We start from the raw sequence: 16,641 nt of genomic DNA on the forward strand, positions 1-16,641 counted from the left end.
CCGGACTCTGTGGTAGGAGGCGTCCAAGGCTTCAGTGGTGGATGTTCAAGGCAAGTGGAGAAGGATGGTGCGTTCTGGTGGTCAAAGGATCTGGATCGGAACGGTTTCCTTATGGCTTCTACTGGCTAGCATTGCCCTGGGTGTGGGGTTCGGTCTTCGACTGTTTTTTTTTGGTCTCACACCTTGGCCGAGTCTCAAAGCCTCGGCCAAGGTTCTCATTCGACCAGGCACGAGCGCTCGCGCCGTGGCGGCTCAGTTGGCCAAAGAAGGTATCGTGAGCGACCCGAACCTCTTTTACTGGTACGCTCGAGCCCGCGGCGTGGCCGGCCAACTGAAAGCTGGGGAATATCAATTCCCTGCGGCACCGACGCCCAACATTGTGCTGGATATTCTGTTTGAAGGCAGGGTGGTGGTCTACCGGGTGACCATTCCAGAGGGCGCATCACTCAAGGATGTGGCGCGTCTTGTGGCCGCGACGGACCTTGCGGACGCCGACGACGTTCTGCAATGGGCTCAAGACCGCCACTTCATGTCGTCGCTGGATGTGCCTCCCGAGGCCCCATCCCTAGAGGGATATATTTTTCCAGAAACATACGTGTTTTGGCGTACAGATGGTCCTCAAGACATCCTGCGCCGCATGGTGCTGGAATTCTGGCGAAGGTTTTCGCCCGAACGGCAAGCTCGAGCGCGCCAGATGGGTTTTTCGGTCCATGAAACAGTCACCCTGGCCTCTTTGGTAGAAAAGGAAGCGGTCAAGGATGAGGAACGGCCGCTGATCGCCGGGGTTTTCCTCAACCGGCTGCAGCGCCACATGCCCCTGCAAAGCGATCCGACGGCGGTCTATGATCTGGAAAATTTTAACGGCCCCATTCTTCGGCGCCATTTGGAAAGGGAAAGCCCTTACAACACATACCTTCACAAGGGACTGCCGCCTGGACCCATTTGCAATCCCGGAGAAAAATCCTTGCAGGCGGTCTTGAATGCCAAAAAGACCCCTTACCTGTACTTTGTCAGCAACAATGACGGAACCCATACCTTTTCCAGAACCTACCGAGAACACATGAAGGCCGTGGCGCGTGTGCGCGCCATGAAACAGGAAGACCAAAAGAGTGAAACGGCCCCCTGAAAATGCGCTCACGATTGAGAACATGCCATGAATAGCCCCAACGCCCACGCTGAACGGTCACGGACCGCCGCCAGCCTCATCCTCGCTGCCGGTAAGGGCAGTCGAATGATCGGCTACGACGGCAATAAGACCCTTTTGCCCCTTCGCCCCACGGCCCATAACCCTTACGAGGGCTCCCGACCCATGCTCGTGGAGGTTTTGGAAAACCTGCCGTTAGGCCCCAAGGGCATCGTGGTGCATCATCGAGCCGAAGACGTTCGCCGCGCAACATCTTCACTGGGCTGCACTTACATCTTTCAGCCCGTCACCGACGGCACGGGAGGGGCCCTGCTGGCGGCCCGCCCTTTCCTGAAAAACCTTGAGGAAAAGGCCGTCATAATCACCATGGGCGATGTGCCGCTCATTCGCCCTCTCACCTACTTCCGCCTTTTGGAAGGCCTGCGGACCGCCCACATGAACGTTTTGGCCTTTCACCCGGAGGACTCGGCCCAGTACGGCAAGCTCGAGGTGCACGAAAAGCGCGTGCAACGCATCGTGGAATGGCAGTACTGGCGCACCATGGAAGGGCGCATGCAGCAGGCGCCCTGCAATGCGGGCGTCTACGCCGTGGATCGAACTGTCCTGCTGGAAGGCATAGAAGCCCTCGCTCAGCGCCCGCACGAAGTGCGCAAGAAAAGAAACGGCCGATGGGTTGTCATTCAGGAATATTTTCTCACCGACCTGACGGAAATCTTCAACGCCAAGGGCCTTACGGTCACCTTCCTTTTGGCCGAACCCTGGGAAGTCATGGGCGTGGACACTCCCGAAGCCCTTGCCGAAGTTCAAAAAATTTACCGTTTACGTCAAGGCAATAATTGACGGGGTCGGCCCGCTTCATTTATTGTGCTTTCGGGTGCAAATCCTTTTCCAAAGGAGCCTTCCTTTGAAAGGGAGCGCGTCAAGGGGGTTCTTTTTAACCGTTTAAGGAGGGATTCATGCCAGTCAAGCTCATTGATCAAACGCCGTCTGCCTATGCCTACCCACTTCTCATTAAGCATCTGCTGCATAAGCCACTGCGTTGCACACCAAACCAGGAAATCGTTTACCGGGACCTTTATCGCTTTACGTACGCCGAGATGTTTCAGAGGGTGCACAAAGCGGCGAACATGCTGAAAAGCCTTGGCGTGGCTGAAGGTTCCACGGTGGGTGTCATGGACTGGGATAGCCACCGGTATCTGGAACTCTTTTACGCGGTGCCCATGATGGGGGCCATTTTGCATACCGTGAACATTCGATTGTCGCCTGAGCAGATTCTTTTCACCATAAACCACGCCGAAGACGACGTGCTTTTGGTGCACACGGATTTTCTGCCCATTGTGGAAGCCATCAAGGACCAGTTTCAAACCGTTAAAAAGATCGTCGTGCTCAGGGACGGCCCCGAGACGCCCGCCACTAAGGTGCCTTTGGACGGCGAATACGAAGATCTGCTGGCCCGAGCCTCCGACGATTATACCTTTCCCGATTTTGACGAGAACGCCAAGGCGACCACCTTTTACACCACGGGCACCACGGGGCTGCCTAAGGGGGTTTATTTCAGCCACCGACAACTGGTGCTGCATACTTTGGCCGTGCTGGCGGCGGCGGGATCTTACCATACGGCGGCCACCTTTCGATCCAACGACGTCTACATGCCCTTGACGCCCATGTTTCATGTCCATGCATGGGGCATTCCGTATGTGGCCGGGCAGTTAGGGGTCAAGCAGGTGTATCCGGGCCGTTATGACCCGGCCGTGATTTTGAAACTTTTGGTGTCCGAAAAGGTGACCTTTTCCCATTGCGTGCCGACGATTCTGCACATGATTCTCTCCAGCCCGGCGGCCAAGAGCGTGGATCTCACGGGATGGAAAGTCATCATCGGCGGCTCGGCTCTCACCAAGGGCTTGTGCAAGGCGGCCATGGACCGAGGGGTGGACTTGATCACGGGCTATGGGATGTCGGAAACCTGCCCTGTGCTCACCCTGGCCCAGCCACAACCCCATATGATGTCTTGGTCCCTGGATGAGCAAATAGCCGTGCGGTGCCGAACGGGCCAGCCCATTCCTTTGGTGGACTTGCAGGTGGTGACGCCGGACGGCGTGCCATTGCCCCACGATGGCAAAAGCACCGGGGAAGTGGTGGTGCGCTCTCCGTGGCTCACGCAAGGCTACTATAAGGATCCGGAGCGGGCTGAGGAGCTTTGGGACGGTGGCTGGCTGCACACGGGGGATGTGGGTTTCATTGACGAACGCGGCTACCTGCAGATCACGGACCGAATCAAAGATGTCATTAAAACCGGCGGAGAATGGATTTCCACACTCATTCTGGAAGACATTCTCATGCAGCATCCCGGCGTGAGCGAAGCGGCGGCCATCGGCGTCCCAGACGAGAAATGGGGTGAGCGACCCATGGTGCTCGTGGTGCTCAAAGACGAATTCAAGGGCAAGGTGAGTCAGGAAGATATTCGCCAGCATTTCATGCAGTTTGTGGAAGAGGGCACCATCACCAAGTGGGCGGTTCCGGACAAGATTGCTTTTGTGGAAGCGTTGCCCAAGACCAGCGTGGGCAAGCTGGACAAAAAGGTGATGCGGCAGCAGTATCGTTAGATCTGTGATGGGGCGAGGCGCCTTTCTGCCCTAGAAGGTGCCCGGCAGCCTGTCTGAAAATGCGGTGACAGTAGGGTTTTGTAGGAGCGACACCGGCCGCGAGATCGTGTCACGTCTTTCGGCGCTCCTACAAATTAAAACAGAAAGCCCGTTGTCGAACACGCTCCTAGGGGCGCCAGAATTCGGGGATCAAAAGGACCAGGACCGTATAGATTTCCAAACGCCCCAGGAGCATGCTCAAAGACAAAAGCCACTTGGCGGCCTCGGGCAGGGCGGCGTAGTTAGTCGCCGGGCCGATGGCGCCAAAGCCCGGCCCGATGTTTCCTAAGGTGGCTGCCACAGAGGAAAAAGCGCTGAGAAGGTCCGAACTCATGGCCGCCATCAGAAGGGAAAACAGAACAAAAAGGCCAAGGTAGAGCACAAAGAAGCCCCAGACGCTGTGCAGCACGTCCGTGGGGACCATGCGACCTCCCAGTTTCACATGAAAAACCGAGTGGGGATGAATCAGGCGCAGCATTTCTCGGTATCCATGCTGGATTAAAAGAAGAATGCGCAGACATTTGATCCCACCTGCAGTGGATCCGGCAGATCCTCCCAGGAACATGCATAGAAAGAGAACCGCTTGGGCCAGCGCCGGCCATCTCTCATAGTCCGCCGTGGTAAATCCCGTGGTGGTGAGCATGGAGATCACCTGAAAAGCAGCATACCGAAAAGCCTGCGAGATGCTGGCATACACCGAACCGTAAAGGGAGGCTGTGGTGACGACGGTGAACAAGGCGAAGAGTCCGAGAAAGAAGCGGCATTCGGGATCGCGCCAAAAGCTCTGGGGTCGGCCTTTGAGGGCAGAGTAGTGCAGAGAAAAATTGATGCCGGCCATGAGCATGAAGACCGTAATCACCCCGTCCACGTAGGCGCTTTGATAGTGGCCCACGGAAGCGTTCTTGGTGGAAAAGCCGCCGGTGGCCAGGGTGCCAAAGGTATGGCACAAGGCTTCAAAGAGATTCAATCCGCCGGCCATGAGCAGCGCGGTTTCTGCCACCGTGAAAAGGATGTAGACCTTCCACAGCGCCATGGCCGTGTCTTTGATCCGAGGGCGCAGCTTGTCCGGCACCGGGGAGGGAACTTCGGCTTTGTAGAGCTGCATGCCTCCAACACCCAAAAAGGGCAGGATGGCTAAGGACAAAACAATGATGCCCATGCCTCCCAACCATTGGGTCAAAGCCCTCCAGAGAAGGAGACTCTCGGGCACGCTTTCGATGTCGGTGAGCACGGAGGCACCGGTGGTGGTGAATCCGGACATGGATTCAAAAAAGGCATCGGTAACGGAAGAAAAGGTCTTGGCAAACATGAAAGGCAAAGCGCCCAAAGCGGCGGCGATCATCCAGCCCAAGGCCACGATGAGGATACCCTCTCGGTGCCCGATGACCGGCGGGACCGCTTTGCCTCGAGTCCACACCATCAAAGCGGCCCCCAAAGTCGCCGCCACGGCCATGCTCAAAAGGAACGCCCCAGAGGCGCCATCGCTGTAGGCCACGGAAAACCCCAGAGGCAGAAGCAGAGTGGCGCCGATGCACCACAGGAGGGCTCCCAGGACGCGGGGCACAAAAATCCAAGAAATCATTGATGCTTCACCCTTACCGAAAGGTATTTTTCCACTGAAGACACCGCCGTTCGCGAGCAGAGAACCACGACGCGATCCCCCGCGCTGATGACCGTCTTGCCCGTGGCAATCTCGATCTCATGATCCCGAACAACTGCCAGCACCAACGCGCCCTTAGGAAATTTCACCTCCCGCAATGGCCGACCCACAAGGGGCGAGTCGGCCACGGCTTCGGCCTCCAACACTTCGGCCTCTTCGCCGCGAAGGGACACGGCCGATAAGATTTTTCCTCGGCGCACATGTTGTAGAATGCTGTTGATGGCCGAGAGTCGGGGATTGACCACGCGGCCCAACCCCACAGCCTGAGCGATGGGCATGTAGGCGAACTTGCTGAGGCGCGTGATAATGCGTTGCGCACCCAGCCTTTGGACCAACAGGGAACACAGCATGTTGGTTTCTTCATCGCCCGTGAGGGTAACAATCGTATCCATGTGGGCGATGTTTTCTTCCAAAAGAATAGCTTGGTCCGTTCCGTCTCCGTGAAGCACGATGGTCTTGTTGAGAGCCTGTGAAAGTACATTGCATCGGCGGCGATCCTTTTCCAACAATCGCACCCGTAAATCGCGGGCTTCCAGCTGCTTGGCCAGGCGAAGCCCAATGTTGCCCCCACCGATAATCAAAATGTTTTCCGGCGGTTTCTCTCGGCACCCAAAAAAGCTGAGCACGTCATGGCGATGTTTCTTGTCGGTCACGACATAAATTAAATCTCCCGAACATAAGATGTCTTTGCCCGTGGGGACGATGAGGGTCTCGTGGCGAAAAATGGCGCCCACGATATAGGGAAGTTGGGGAGAAACTTGGGCCAGCTCGACGAGGGACTTGCCATTAAGGGACGATCCAGCATGGAGGCGAATGCCGATGAGCTGAATGCGACCTCCGGATAGTTCCCACACGTCCTCCGCGTCCGGCACGGCAATAAGTCCTTCGATGGTGTGAACCAGTTCCTGGTCGGGATTGATGATTTTGTCAATGTTGAGATGTTTTTCCAAAAGTCCGGGTTGAAAGTCGGTGTAGGCATCGTTGCGGATGCGGGTCAACTTCTTGATTTTCGGAGCTAAAATGTTGGCATAAAAGGTGGCGATAAGATTGGTTTCGTCAGAATCCGTCACGGCTAAAAACGTCTGGCCTTCATCGATGCCCGCGTTTTGAAGCATGCGCGGGTCACTGCCCGATCCCTCCAGGGTCTGGACATCGGCTAGATCACTAAGGCGTTGCAATGCCTCACGATTTTTGTCGATGACCACCACTTCCTTGTTTTCTTGGGAAAGCCGATGGGCAATGTGAAAACCCACTTCTCCCGCACCCACAATGATCACCCTCACAGGTTCACCTCCAGGGCATGGTGTGTCCACGTGCTTAGCCGTGGTTACGTCCCGCCTTTAGCAGAACTCCACGCCCAAGGGAAGATGGAGCCGGCTCGTTCTTGCATACTTCTAAGGAATCTGATACAAACCGGCGTTGTGAAATAAGGGGCATACAGGAGGAATCTATGTCACAATGGGCGTGGCGCTTGGGCATGTTGGTGGTCGGTGGGGTCCCCGCCATTGTTGGCGGCGGCCTATTCTGGCATTTTTTTGAAAAATGGACGGCGGTGGTCGTGTGGGAAATTGTGGTGCTTTTTCTTCTGAGCCTCATTATTGCCAAAGGGGACAAAAAGGCAGCCCAGCAAGCGCATCACTGAAGGCCGGTTTTGAGGAAACAAGATGGAATGTCGCAAGGAAAAGAATCTGGATGTGTGTCCGTGCACTTACGAGCCCTGTGCCAAGAAGGGCCTCTGTTGTGAATGTCTTCAGTATCACTTGAAAAGTCGGCAGCTTCCCGGCTGCTGCTTTCCCAAGGACGCGGAACGTACCTACGATCGATCCTTTGAGCACTTTGCCCGTTTGGTGCGGGAAAAAAGGATCTGACGGCCTGTCGTCTCACGGCACGTGGGGTTGGCTCATCCCGCCCCGGCAGTGAGGAGGGTGGGCTGTGCGGTCGCTCACGTCCCTTTCCTTTCCACCAATTCCCATTGACCCGCTCGAAGCGCTCTTCTCGAGCTGCGCTCGATCGATCGCTGGAACCCTCTCCCGCACATGGGAGAGGGTTTTTTCCGTGGGCTTTTGAGAATGTGTGAAGTGCGAAAGTCGATGAGTGTTGCCGTTGCGGGAGAAACCGTGCCCTGCAAACCAGTGAATCCAGGGCTTTGTGGCGGACCTGGTGGACCTTGTGGTTTTTTCCTGGAAATATGTGGTGATCGGCATAGGAATGGCTCTGGCGGTGGCGGGATTCTATGTGTGGAAGGCTACACCACTTTATGCTGTTAAGATGCTGGTAAGGCCGGGCATCACGGCCTTTGACGAGACGGGCAGGGAAATTCGCAGCTGGAACGTGGGCGATGTCATGGACTTTTTTCGAGAGGACGCCAATCGAGCCTTTCTTCCCAAAAGCGGGCCTTCACAGGAGTTCTCCACGCTGCATTCGGCCCAAGGCCGCAGCGCCACGACGGTGACGCTGACCATTGATCACACAAAATCGCCCGCATCTTTAACACTTACGGGTCGCGCATGCATTCCCACGACGACCGAGTGGTGAGCCAGTTCATCGCGCAGGCGTTGTTCAACAAACCCATCACCGTCTTCGGGGACGGTTTTCCAACGCGATCCTTTGGCTACGTGGACGACATGGTCGACGGCTTCCTTCGTCTGATGGAATCCCCCGAGGAGGTCACGAGCCCGATTCTTTTCAAAAAACGGCGATATGGTTTGGATGGACAGCCTATCAACTAGGCAAGTTTCGCACCCTAAGAGTGTGCAAAGACGGCTACACGTTCAAACAAGCCACCAAAGGCGACCCTCGCGTGCCCCCCTTGGAAGGTTTCTGCGCAAAAGTTTCCTGGACGAACTCCCACAGCTCATCAACGTTATTCAGGGCCGCTTGTCGCTGGTGGGACCGCGTTCGCACCCGGTGGCCTTGAACGAAGAATTTCGAAAGAAGGTCTTCGGTAACATGCTTCGCCACAAGGTGAGGCCCGGGATCACGGGGTTGGCGCAGAGCAAGGGATGGCGTGGCGAAACAGACACGTTGGAAAAGATGCAAAAGAGGGTGGAATTCGACCTGGAATACCTGCGCTCCTGGTCCCTGTGGCTCGGCATCAAAATCCTGTTTTTGACCGTTTTTCAGGTCTGGAAGAGCGAAAACGCCTACTGAGCTGCGGCTCTTGGACGCTCCCTTTAAACTCCCGATGCGGGTAACGTGAAAGAAGCGCCGCAAGGCCGGCCGGCAATGGGTTTGAGAGCACTTTTCCTATCGAAATCAGGGTCTTCGGGCCCGCACAATAAGCGGGCGCGGGGCCCGCGCTTCCGGCGAAAAAGCCGTTTTGGGATCAGCGCAAGCCAGCTTTGGCCAGGGACGTGGGACCACGGCGTCGAGCCCTAAGCGCTGCCCTTCTGATCGACGGCAGAAGCCTGTAGGCCGGCTTTCCTTTTGATGCGCAGCAGCCCGGGGCTTCTGTGAAAGTACATGTGCGGAGAATCCACGCCGACGTCTAGAAAAAGGTTTTCGATGACATCAAAGAGCACGGGCCGGTCCGGGTACGTGAAAGCCTTTTCCTCGTTTCGCAAAGCCTGCCAGGTGTGGTGAGCCTCGGGGTGCTCGGCAAAGACCCGCTCCTTGACTTTTTCGCAATAGAACATGGCACAAGAAATGGGGGGGAGAGTCCACACACAGCCCTGAGGCCCAAGGTACACACACCGATCGGATCGCAAGGGCCGAAGCAAGGCCTGAAAAAGTCTTTCTCTTTCATCCGTCTTCGAAACGAGGTATGTGATCACCTGATCGGCGAAAAAAGTGAAGATGCTTTCAAAACCGCAACAGGCGCTTTGATGTGTTGTGAAACAAAGCGGCATGCAATGGGGCGCGAAAAACTTTTCGTGGAACGCCGCGAGTTTTTGGCGAAAGGCGAGATACGGCCTGACCGCCGTAGCCAGCAGGGCGAGCTGATCCCTTGAAAGGGTTTCCATGGCTTCTCGAATCGCGGTGAAACTTGCCCACTGGTCCCGATTGTATTCGCTCATGGGTCACGTTAGCGTGTCACGGCACGAGTTGTCACGTCGGCCGACATGCCATAGGGAAAAGGAGGAGAGGTTATGGCAAGCGACGTCTGGATCACCTTCATCACCGTGGGCAACGCCGATCAGGCGTACAACATTGCCAAGACGGTGGTGGAAGAAAACTTGGCCGCCTGCGTGAACATTCTTCCCGCCGTTCGTTCCATCTACCGGTGGAAAGGGGAACTGTGCGACGATGCGGAATGCCTTCTTATGGCCAAAACCACGCCGGATGTTTTCCCCTTGTTAAAAGCCCGTGTCAAGGCCTTACACAGCTATGAAGTTCCGGAAATCATCGCGGTGCCCGTCCAGGACGGCCATGAGCCGTACCTGGAATGGGTGAAGAAGGAGACGCAACCACCTTCTCGGTAACACGGCGGATCGAAAGAACCTGGAGGTCCTTTCTTTGCCATGTTGCGGGGTTGGAGGTGACGGCCTGCCGCCGCGCCGGTCAGGACGGCGGCACCTCCCGAAAGCCTTCCTTGGAGAGCACAGCGAATCGGTACGGCGGGCCCACTTCTTCCTTGTACCAGGTGAGCGATTCCATGGCCGCACGCACTTCGGTGAGCACGTCCTGCACCGTGGCGCCTCGTTGTGCCATTTGGCTGAGGCGGTATTCCAAGGCCATGCGCCGAGGCACCGTAAAGGCATGGCGAATTTCTTCGCCGTCCAACTGAGGCTGTTTTTTCTTAGTCCAGACGAGATACAGTTTTTGAGGGTTTTCCGGGTCCTGGGCTGAAACACCGGCCAAGAGGAAGTAGACCTGATGTATGGGATCCAGGGGAACCACGCGGCACATCTTGCGCCGGAATTCATTGAATTGTGAGGCAAGAAAAGAAAGAGCCGCAGGGTAGATGTCGGCAATGTCCTCAAGTTTTTCGTCGGCCACAAAGCGGCTCAGTAATCGAGCCATTTCCGCGCCTTCTGGAGCCCCGCCGGCGGCCACAGCCGCCCGAGGGCCCAAAGGATGAAGCCATTCCACCGTGCTATGGATCACGTTTCCTTGAGTGTCCACGTCCACGGCTTTGGCATCCACGGCGAGAACAATCCCTTCCTTGGTCTGGCAGGCTATGATCTGAGACATGACCGATTTCCTTTTTGCCTTGAGGAAAAGACCGTTTACACTCAGGAGAAAATTTTTTAGACATCAAAACATTAACCTGGGCCTGACGCACCATCCGCTTTCACTTTAAGCAGGAGGCGTGAAATGGGCAAGAGGTGGTCCGCGTGGTTACTCGTGACGGCCTTGATCATGGTGCTCCGCCCGGCGGCTATAGCAGCTCGAACAATCCGCGTCTGCACGGACGATAATTTCCCTCTCACTTTCGCGATGAAACAGGCCGTGTCTCAGGCCTATTTCATGATCTTCTTCGAGAAATGGCCCTCAAGGAAAACTGGGCCCTGCGTTTCCGTCACGAAAGCCGGGCACAGTGTCTACGTGCCTTAGAGGACGGTGACGTGGAGGTGGTTCCGGCCATTGCGGACGATTCAGAAGACGCCCACTTGTACCGATTCGCTCGAGAAACCGTCTTGGTGAATTGGGGCGTCCTCCTTGCCGCCAATGGGCATGCCATCCAAAACATCGTGGAACTGAACGGGAAGCGGATCGCTGTGCGGAGCGACGACATCTATGCTTCCGCGTTGGAGAAAATGCTGAACCGGTTTCAGCTTCAGGTGGAATTCCTAAAGGCCTCCTCTTACGATGCGGTGCGCTCCATGGTGGAACGCGGCGATGCGGACATGGGGCTTACTGACAGAATCTACGCCACGTATGCCCAAAACCACCGCCCGGTGACGGCCACGCCCATCGTGGTGCACCCGGTCGAGCTCAAATTTGCCACATCGCTCAAGGCGCCGCCTGAGCTTGCCGAGACCATTGACGAGCATCTTAGAGCTTGGAAAGCCGACGAGAACTCCCCTTTTCACCAGGCCATGGTTCGTTGGTTGTTTATAACGAAAAAATCCCCTCGACACGGAATCCTACCACCCTTTTTCTATGCAATCCTCGCGGGCGTCGTGATTCTTACGACCATCATCTTTTTGCTTCGGTCCCAACTTCGCCAAAAGATTCAGCCCATTCAAGATCTTCGTGATCAGCTTCATGCCGTGACCACACCACGGCGCGCCGCGGAAGCTGCCCTCGCCGAAGTCGAACACTGGTATCGTGCTATTTTCGAAACAGCGGGTGATGCTTTGATGATTCTTGATGAAAGAGGAATCATTTTGGAATGCAATCCTGCCGCATGCCGTTTGTTCAAAGCCTCGGAAGAGCAGATTCTGGGCAAAACCCCCATGGATCTTTCGCCGGAAGTCCAACCGGACGGCAGTTTGTCCCATGAAAAGGGTGCGGTTTTTCTTGATTCCACTCTGGCGGGGTGTCCTCAACACTTTGAATGGGATCACGAAACCTTTGATGGCCAAGTCATCAAAGCGGAAGTACAGATGAACCTCACGTTTCAAGCAGGCCAGGCGCGCGTTTTGGCCTGTGTGCGCGATGTTTCTCATAAGGCGGCTCTCGAAATGGAGCGGGAAAAGCAGCGCGATTTCCTTCGAACGTTGCTGGACGGAATCCCCGGCGCCCTTTTCGTCATCGATTTACAAGGGCGTGTCATTTTCTGGAACAAATTGTGCGAGACACTTACCGGTCTTCCGCAGGAGCAAGTTCTCAACCGACCTTTGAACCTCAAGCCCCTTTTTAAAGGAAGAGATCTACCTGTGCCCGCTTTGCTTCTTTTAGAAATGACGCCGGAGGAGTTTCTTCAAAGATATCCCCATTGGAAGGCCCAGCCTATGCCTTTTCATTCCGATGGTATACAACTGACCGGAGAAATCGTCGTGCAAGGTCAAGAGCGTTACGTGGACATTGGGGCCGCGAGACTGAGAGATCGGCGCGGGGAGTTGTTGGGCATTGTGCAATGTGCAAGGGATATCACTCAGGAAGTCCAGATACAGAAGCAGATGCTGCATTCCCAAAAGATGGAAGCGGTGGGGAAGTTGTCCGCCGGTATCGCCCATGACTTCAATAACATTTTGACGATCATCTTGGGATGCTGTGACCTCTTGCTCACAAAATCGGACTTGGACTCGACGGCCAAAAAGCGTGTCGACGAAATCGAAAAGGCGGCCGAACGGGCCTCGAACCTGACCAGGCAGCTTTTGGTTTTCAGTCGAAAACAGGTCATGCAGCCGGTGCCCCTTGACTTCAACAAGCTCATCGAGGACCTCTGCCCTATTCTTCGCCGGGCCGTGGGTGAAGATATTGAAATCAGGCAAAGCTTGGGAAAAGATTTGTGGCCCGTGATGGCGGATCCGGTTTTTTTGGAACAAACGATGTTAAACCTTGTCATCAACGCCAGGGATGCCATGGCTTCTGGAGGGCGCATCACCATTGAAACGTGGAACGAGCCGGTCGTCGAAGCTCGCGATGCGGGTCTTTTTGTCATTCAACCGGGAGAATATGTCTGCCTTCGTGTGCGCGACACGGGCCATGGAATCCCCCCGGAAATCCAACAGAGGATTTTTGAACCCTTTTTTACGACGAAATCCGAAGGCCGAGGCACCGGCCTTGGACTCGCTACCGTCTACGGCATCGTGAAACAGCTCGGAGGCTATATTGTGGTGGACAGCGCCGTGGGACAAGGGGCAGCATTTCAGATCTTTCTTCCTCGAAGCAAGGCCCAGCAACAGACCACCTCGAGCTCTTCAGCTCAGGTTTTCGACCTTCCCCAAGGTTTAGGAACCATCTTGGTTGTGGAGGATGAAGAGGCTTTGCGGGCAATGGTTCAGGAGGTATTAACGGAAAACGGGTATCATGTGCTCACGGCGAGTCACGGTGCGGAAGCCCTGGAAGTCTTGGAACAAGCATCCAAAGTGGATCTGGTGTTGACGGATGTGGTTATGCCCGAAATGAACGGCGTCGCTCTGGCCCGCCACCTTGCGAAGAAAGCTCCCGGGGTGCCGATTCTCTTCATTTCCGGGTACACGGACGATCAGCTGGCATACCGAGGCATCCTGCTGCCCGATGTGCACCTTCTGGCGAAACCCTTTAGCCCCCAAAAACTCCTTCAGACGGTGGGCCGCGTGCTCCACCGAAAATCCCGCTTATCTTCTCATGAGGCCAATGATCAAGGCCGCCCCCATGAAGGAGCGGCCTGATCGGACCCTTTGAGGTGGTCGGGACGACTGGATTTGAACCAGCGACCTCTGCGTCCCGAACGCAGCGCTCTCCCAAACTGAGCCACGTCCCGCCGGCGATTCTTCTAGCAGAACAGAGCTGCTCTGTCTAGCCTTTTCCGGTCATGGGACACCGTCCGCACCGTGGGCCGTTGGCCAAGGTTTGACCGCCCACACGATTGCATGGGCTCGCGGGGTTCACCTCTAGTCCCGAGACCGCGGTGGTGCTATAGGAAAAGAGAAACGTTTTTGGGGAAGCTCAAAACGTGTGTGCTGCGGTTTCCAAGGAAGGTTTTGCCCGCGTGCCCCAGGATCTGAGGCAGGAAGCAACGAGTCCAGGGAACGTCGCGTGTCCTTCAAGGGGGGCGTCGGTGCTGATTGAAACGAACGAAGAACCGGAACAGAGAAAAGAAAGCCTGGGTGTGCACAGGCCGACGCAGGATTTCCAAGAAGGGAGCATGGAGGAAGGATCTTTCATCGAAGCCGAGAGTGCCGCCGGCCTGGGCCATGAAGCCGTTGCTAAAGCCGATGCTCTGGTGAACGCTGCCCAAGCATTGCACGTGGAGGTCCCACGGCTGCCCCATGAGCCCGGTGTCTACCTGTTTAAGGACGACCAGGGACACGTTCTTTACGTGGGCAAGGCACGCGATTTGCGAAAGCGCGTGGCGAGCTATCTGCGCAGCACCGACACCCTCCCCGTGAAAACGCGGGCCTTGTTGAAAAACGCGTCCCATGTGGAATTCGTTGTCACCGGAAACGAAAAAGAAGCGCTCCTTTTGGAATCCAGTCTAATCAAGCGGTACCGGCCTCGATACAACGTGGTCCTGCGGGATGACAAGAACTACCCGGCCTTGAGGTTGGATCCCCGAGAACCCTATCCGCGCTTGTCCGTGGTGCGCCGTTTTGAAAAGGACGGCGCACTCTATTTCGGCCCCTACCATGCCGCGCACGCCTTGCGGGAGACCCTCAAGGTGCTGCACAAAGTTTTTCCTTTGCGCTTGTGCAAGTCTTCCAAGCTCATCCCTCGAGATCGCCCCTGCCTCAACCACTCCCTGGGGCGATGCCTGGGCGCCTGTGCCGGTAAAGTGTCTCAGGAAGAGTACCGGCGCATGGTGGATGAAGTCATTTTATTTCTTCAAGGCAAAACGCACAAACTGCAAAGGCTGCTCAAGGAACGAATGCACCAGGCCGCCGAAGCGCTGGATTTTGAAAGAGCGGCCTTTTATCGAGACCGCCTGCAGTCCATCGAAGAACTTCAGGAATCACAGCATATTGTTTCCAGCCGCCTGGTGGATCAGGACGTGCTGGGATGCGTTCACGAAGACGACCGATGGACCGTGGTGGTGCTGTTTGTGCGCCGTGGCGCCATGGTGGGCCAGAGGACGTATCGTCTGCAGGAGATTTCCGGGGATTTACCCGAGGTTCTCGCTTCTTTCGTGCAACAGTTCTACGGCCCAGGCCGCTGGATTCCCGATGAAATTATCGTTCCCATGGAGCTGGACGGTCAGGAAGCCCTTGAGGAATGGCTCTCGGAGGTTCGGGGAAAACGCGTGCGGCTGTGGGCTGCGCAGCGGGGTTTACGCCGAGCCTTGCTGGATATGGCCCACAAAAACGCGCTGGAACAGCATCGAAGCCACGCAGAAGGGGGTGAGCCGCTCGACGCGATTCTGCAAAAGATCATGGAAATTTTTCAGTTGCCTCGCCTCCCCCGCGTCATTGTGTGTGTGGACATTTCCAACATGACGGGCCGCCATGCGGTGGGATCGGCGGTCACGTTCGTGGATGGACGGCCTCGACCTTCTCTTTATCGCCGTTTTGCCATACGGAGCTTTTCCCAACCCGATGACCCGGGCATGATGGCGGAAACCGTGGAACGGCTCCTGGCTTCACGCCGTCGTGGGGCGGCCACCATAGATCTTCTGGTTCTGGACGGCGGGAAGAGCCAGCTTCATCGCATTGCTCAGCTTCTGGAAAACATGGGGCTTCGCGAAACGTTGCCGATTCTGGCCCTGGCCAAGGAAAAGGATAAGGACGTGGGGCCCGAAGGCCGTGGGTTTTATGAAAAGGTGTATGTTCCGGGGCGAAAAAATCCCGTGTTTTTGTCTCGCCATCCCGAAGTGCTTCACTTTTTTCAGCGCCTGCGCGATGAAGCGCATCGGTTCGCCATCGGCGGCTACAAGCATCGGCATCGCAAGGAACTACTGGCCTCCGCGCTGGACGATGTCAAGGGTTTGGGACGAAAGCGCAAACAGGCGCTTTTAGCCCATTTTGGTGACGTGGAGAGCCTGCGCCGAGCCACTTTGGAAGACCTTAAGCATGTTCCCGGCCTTCCTGAGCCCGTCGCTCGAAACATCGTCGAACATTTCAGGAAACACTCTGACCCCAAAGGGGCCTGATTCCCGTCTTCGACCCGCCTCTTTAGAGCGTGTTTGGGTCATGAACGAAACCCGGCTAATGGAAAAAAGAGTGCCGGCAGGAGCGGTGAGCCTTTTGAAGAACGTCTCAAATCCGGCGCTGCACTTCCCAGCCCGTCGAAGGGACAACCTTCGGCCGTCCGAGTCGGCTGACTCAGGATCGGGTGGATGGCACACCGGGAATCAATGGCGAGGCGGTTTTCGATCCATCGGGTTCAAGCCGGCCTTCATGGTTCCGCTACGGCCTGAGCTTTTTTCACGAACTCATTAATGGACGTTGCCAGCAGCGCTGCGTTGGGGAGATTTTTCAACGTGTCCGGATATTCGATGTCCCGAACCGTGTGACGAATCGATCCAGGTCCAGTCTCGAACCGGGCTTTCCGAGCCCCAACAAGCAGCCACCGGCTGCCTTGACCAGGCCCTTGACGAAGCCCCTTTTGCATGCCCTACTGGAGACCTTCGTCGAGGCCTTCTCTGTTGATAAATGCTTAGGCTGCGGATTCGATCATGATGTGTTTCCCTCTGATGCAAAGCTGAAGGGGAAGGTCCTGACCAACCG

13 protein-coding genes, 1 tRNA gene and 1 pseudogene are annotated in these 16,641 nt (G+C 56.1%); 10 read left to right on the top strand and 5 right to left on the bottom strand.

The genetic code is table 11. The annotated features are described in order from the left end of the window. The first annotated feature begins 64 nt into the window (after positions 1–64). The 3 genes from mltG to EDC27_RS14945 all read left to right on the top strand — a co-directional run bounded on the left by mltG (position 65) and on the right by EDC27_RS14945 (position 3,747). Positions 65–1,126: an endolytic transglycosylase MltG gene (mltG, locus tag EDC27_RS14935; protein WP_123291433.1), complete on the top strand. Its 1,062-nt coding sequence runs from the start codon at positions 65–67 to the stop codon at positions 1,124–1,126. A 27-nt stretch (positions 1,127–1,153) separates the two neighbouring features. Further along, on the top strand, positions 1,154–1,984 hold the full coding sequence (locus EDC27_RS14940) for an NTP transferase domain-containing protein (RefSeq protein ID WP_123291434.1): 831 nt from the start codon (positions 1,154–1,156) through the stop codon (positions 1,982–1,984). Between the two features lie 116 nt (positions 1,985–2,100). Then, complete coding sequence (locus EDC27_RS14945; protein WP_123291435.1) at positions 2,101–3,747, top strand: fatty acid--CoA ligase; 1,647 nt, start codon at positions 2,101–2,103, stop codon at positions 3,745–3,747. 166 nt (positions 3,748–3,913) lie between these two features. On the opposite strand, the gene EDC27_RS14950 is transcribed toward EDC27_RS14945, so the two are convergent. Both EDC27_RS14950 and trkA read right to left on the bottom strand, forming a co-directional pair. After that, positions 3,914–5,365: a TrkH family potassium uptake protein gene (locus tag EDC27_RS14950; RefSeq protein ID WP_123291495.1), complete on the bottom strand. Its 1,452-nt coding sequence runs from the start codon at positions 5,363–5,365 to the stop codon at positions 3,914–3,916. After that, on the bottom strand, positions 5,365–6,729 hold the full coding sequence (gene trkA / locus EDC27_RS14955) for a Trk system potassium transporter TrkA (protein ID WP_123291436.1): 1,365 nt from the start codon (positions 6,727–6,729) through the stop codon (positions 5,365–5,367). Before trkA ends, EDC27_RS14950 begins: the two co-directional genes overlap by 1 nt. 167 nt (positions 6,730–6,896) lie before the next feature. On the opposite strand from trkA, the gene EDC27_RS14960 reads away from it, so the two are divergent. The 4 genes and pseudogenes from EDC27_RS14960 to EDC27_RS16820 all read left to right on the top strand — a co-directional run. Then, on the top strand, positions 6,897–7,088 hold the full coding sequence (locus tag EDC27_RS14960) for a hypothetical protein (RefSeq protein ID WP_123291437.1): 192 nt from the start codon (positions 6,897–6,899) through the stop codon (positions 7,086–7,088). 22 nt (positions 7,089–7,110) lie between these two features. Continuing rightward, entirely contained in the window at positions 7,111–7,314 is a 204-nt protein-coding gene (locus tag EDC27_RS14965; RefSeq protein WP_123291438.1) for a DUF6485 family protein, read from the top strand. A gap of 292 nt (positions 7,315–7,606) precedes the next feature. Then, complete coding sequence (locus EDC27_RS14970; RefSeq protein ID WP_148045788.1) at positions 7,607–7,981, top strand: hypothetical protein; 375 nt, start codon at positions 7,607–7,609, stop codon at positions 7,979–7,981. Beyond that, positions 7,918–8,596, top strand: a pseudogene (locus EDC27_RS16820) (sugar transferase); the annotation flags it as partial. The gene EDC27_RS14970 and the pseudogene EDC27_RS16820, both read left to right, overlap by 64 nt. 224 nt (positions 8,597–8,820) lie before the next feature. On the opposite strand, the gene EDC27_RS14980 reads toward EDC27_RS16820, so the two are convergent. Continuing rightward, positions 8,821–9,462: a hypothetical protein gene (locus tag EDC27_RS14980; protein WP_148045789.1), complete on the bottom strand. Its 642-nt coding sequence runs from the start codon at positions 9,460–9,462 to the stop codon at positions 8,821–8,823. Positions 9,463–9,534: 72 nt separating this feature from the next. Between EDC27_RS14980 and cutA the strand changes: the two genes are divergently transcribed. Continuing rightward, positions 9,535–9,867 (top strand): divalent-cation tolerance protein CutA, encoded by a 333-nt coding sequence (gene cutA / locus EDC27_RS14985; RefSeq protein WP_123291441.1) that lies wholly within the window; start codon positions 9,535–9,537, stop codon positions 9,865–9,867. Positions 9,868–9,946: 79 nt separating this feature from the next. Here the strand turns inward: cutA and EDC27_RS14990 are convergent, their stop codons facing one another. Further along, positions 9,947–10,579: an Ntn hydrolase family protein gene (locus EDC27_RS14990; RefSeq protein ID WP_123291442.1), complete on the bottom strand. Its 633-nt coding sequence runs from the start codon at positions 10,577–10,579 to the stop codon at positions 9,947–9,949. Between the two features lie 374 nt (positions 10,580–10,953). Between EDC27_RS14990 and EDC27_RS17135 the strand changes: the two genes are divergently transcribed. After that, positions 10,954–13,650 (top strand): PAS domain S-box protein, encoded by a 2,697-nt coding sequence (locus tag EDC27_RS17135; RefSeq protein ID WP_148045790.1) that lies wholly within the window; start codon positions 10,954–10,956, stop codon positions 13,648–13,650. Between the two features lie 15 nt (positions 13,651–13,665). Here the strand turns inward: EDC27_RS17135 and EDC27_RS15000 are convergent. After that, a tRNA-Pro gene (locus tag EDC27_RS15000) sits at positions 13,666–13,742 on the bottom strand. 297 nt (positions 13,743–14,039) lie between these two features. Here EDC27_RS15000 and uvrC point away from each other — a divergent pair. Beyond that, complete coding sequence (gene uvrC / locus EDC27_RS15005; protein WP_123291444.1) at positions 14,040–16,064, top strand: excinuclease ABC subunit UvrC; 2,025 nt, start codon at positions 14,040–14,042, stop codon at positions 16,062–16,064. Positions 16,065–16,641 lie beyond the last annotated feature (577 nt).

Origin of the sequence: Desulfosoma caldarium (assembly GCF_003751385.1) — a bacterium.
GTDB lineage: Bacteria > Desulfobacterota > Syntrophobacteria > Syntrophobacterales > DSM-9756 > Desulfosoma > Desulfosoma caldarium.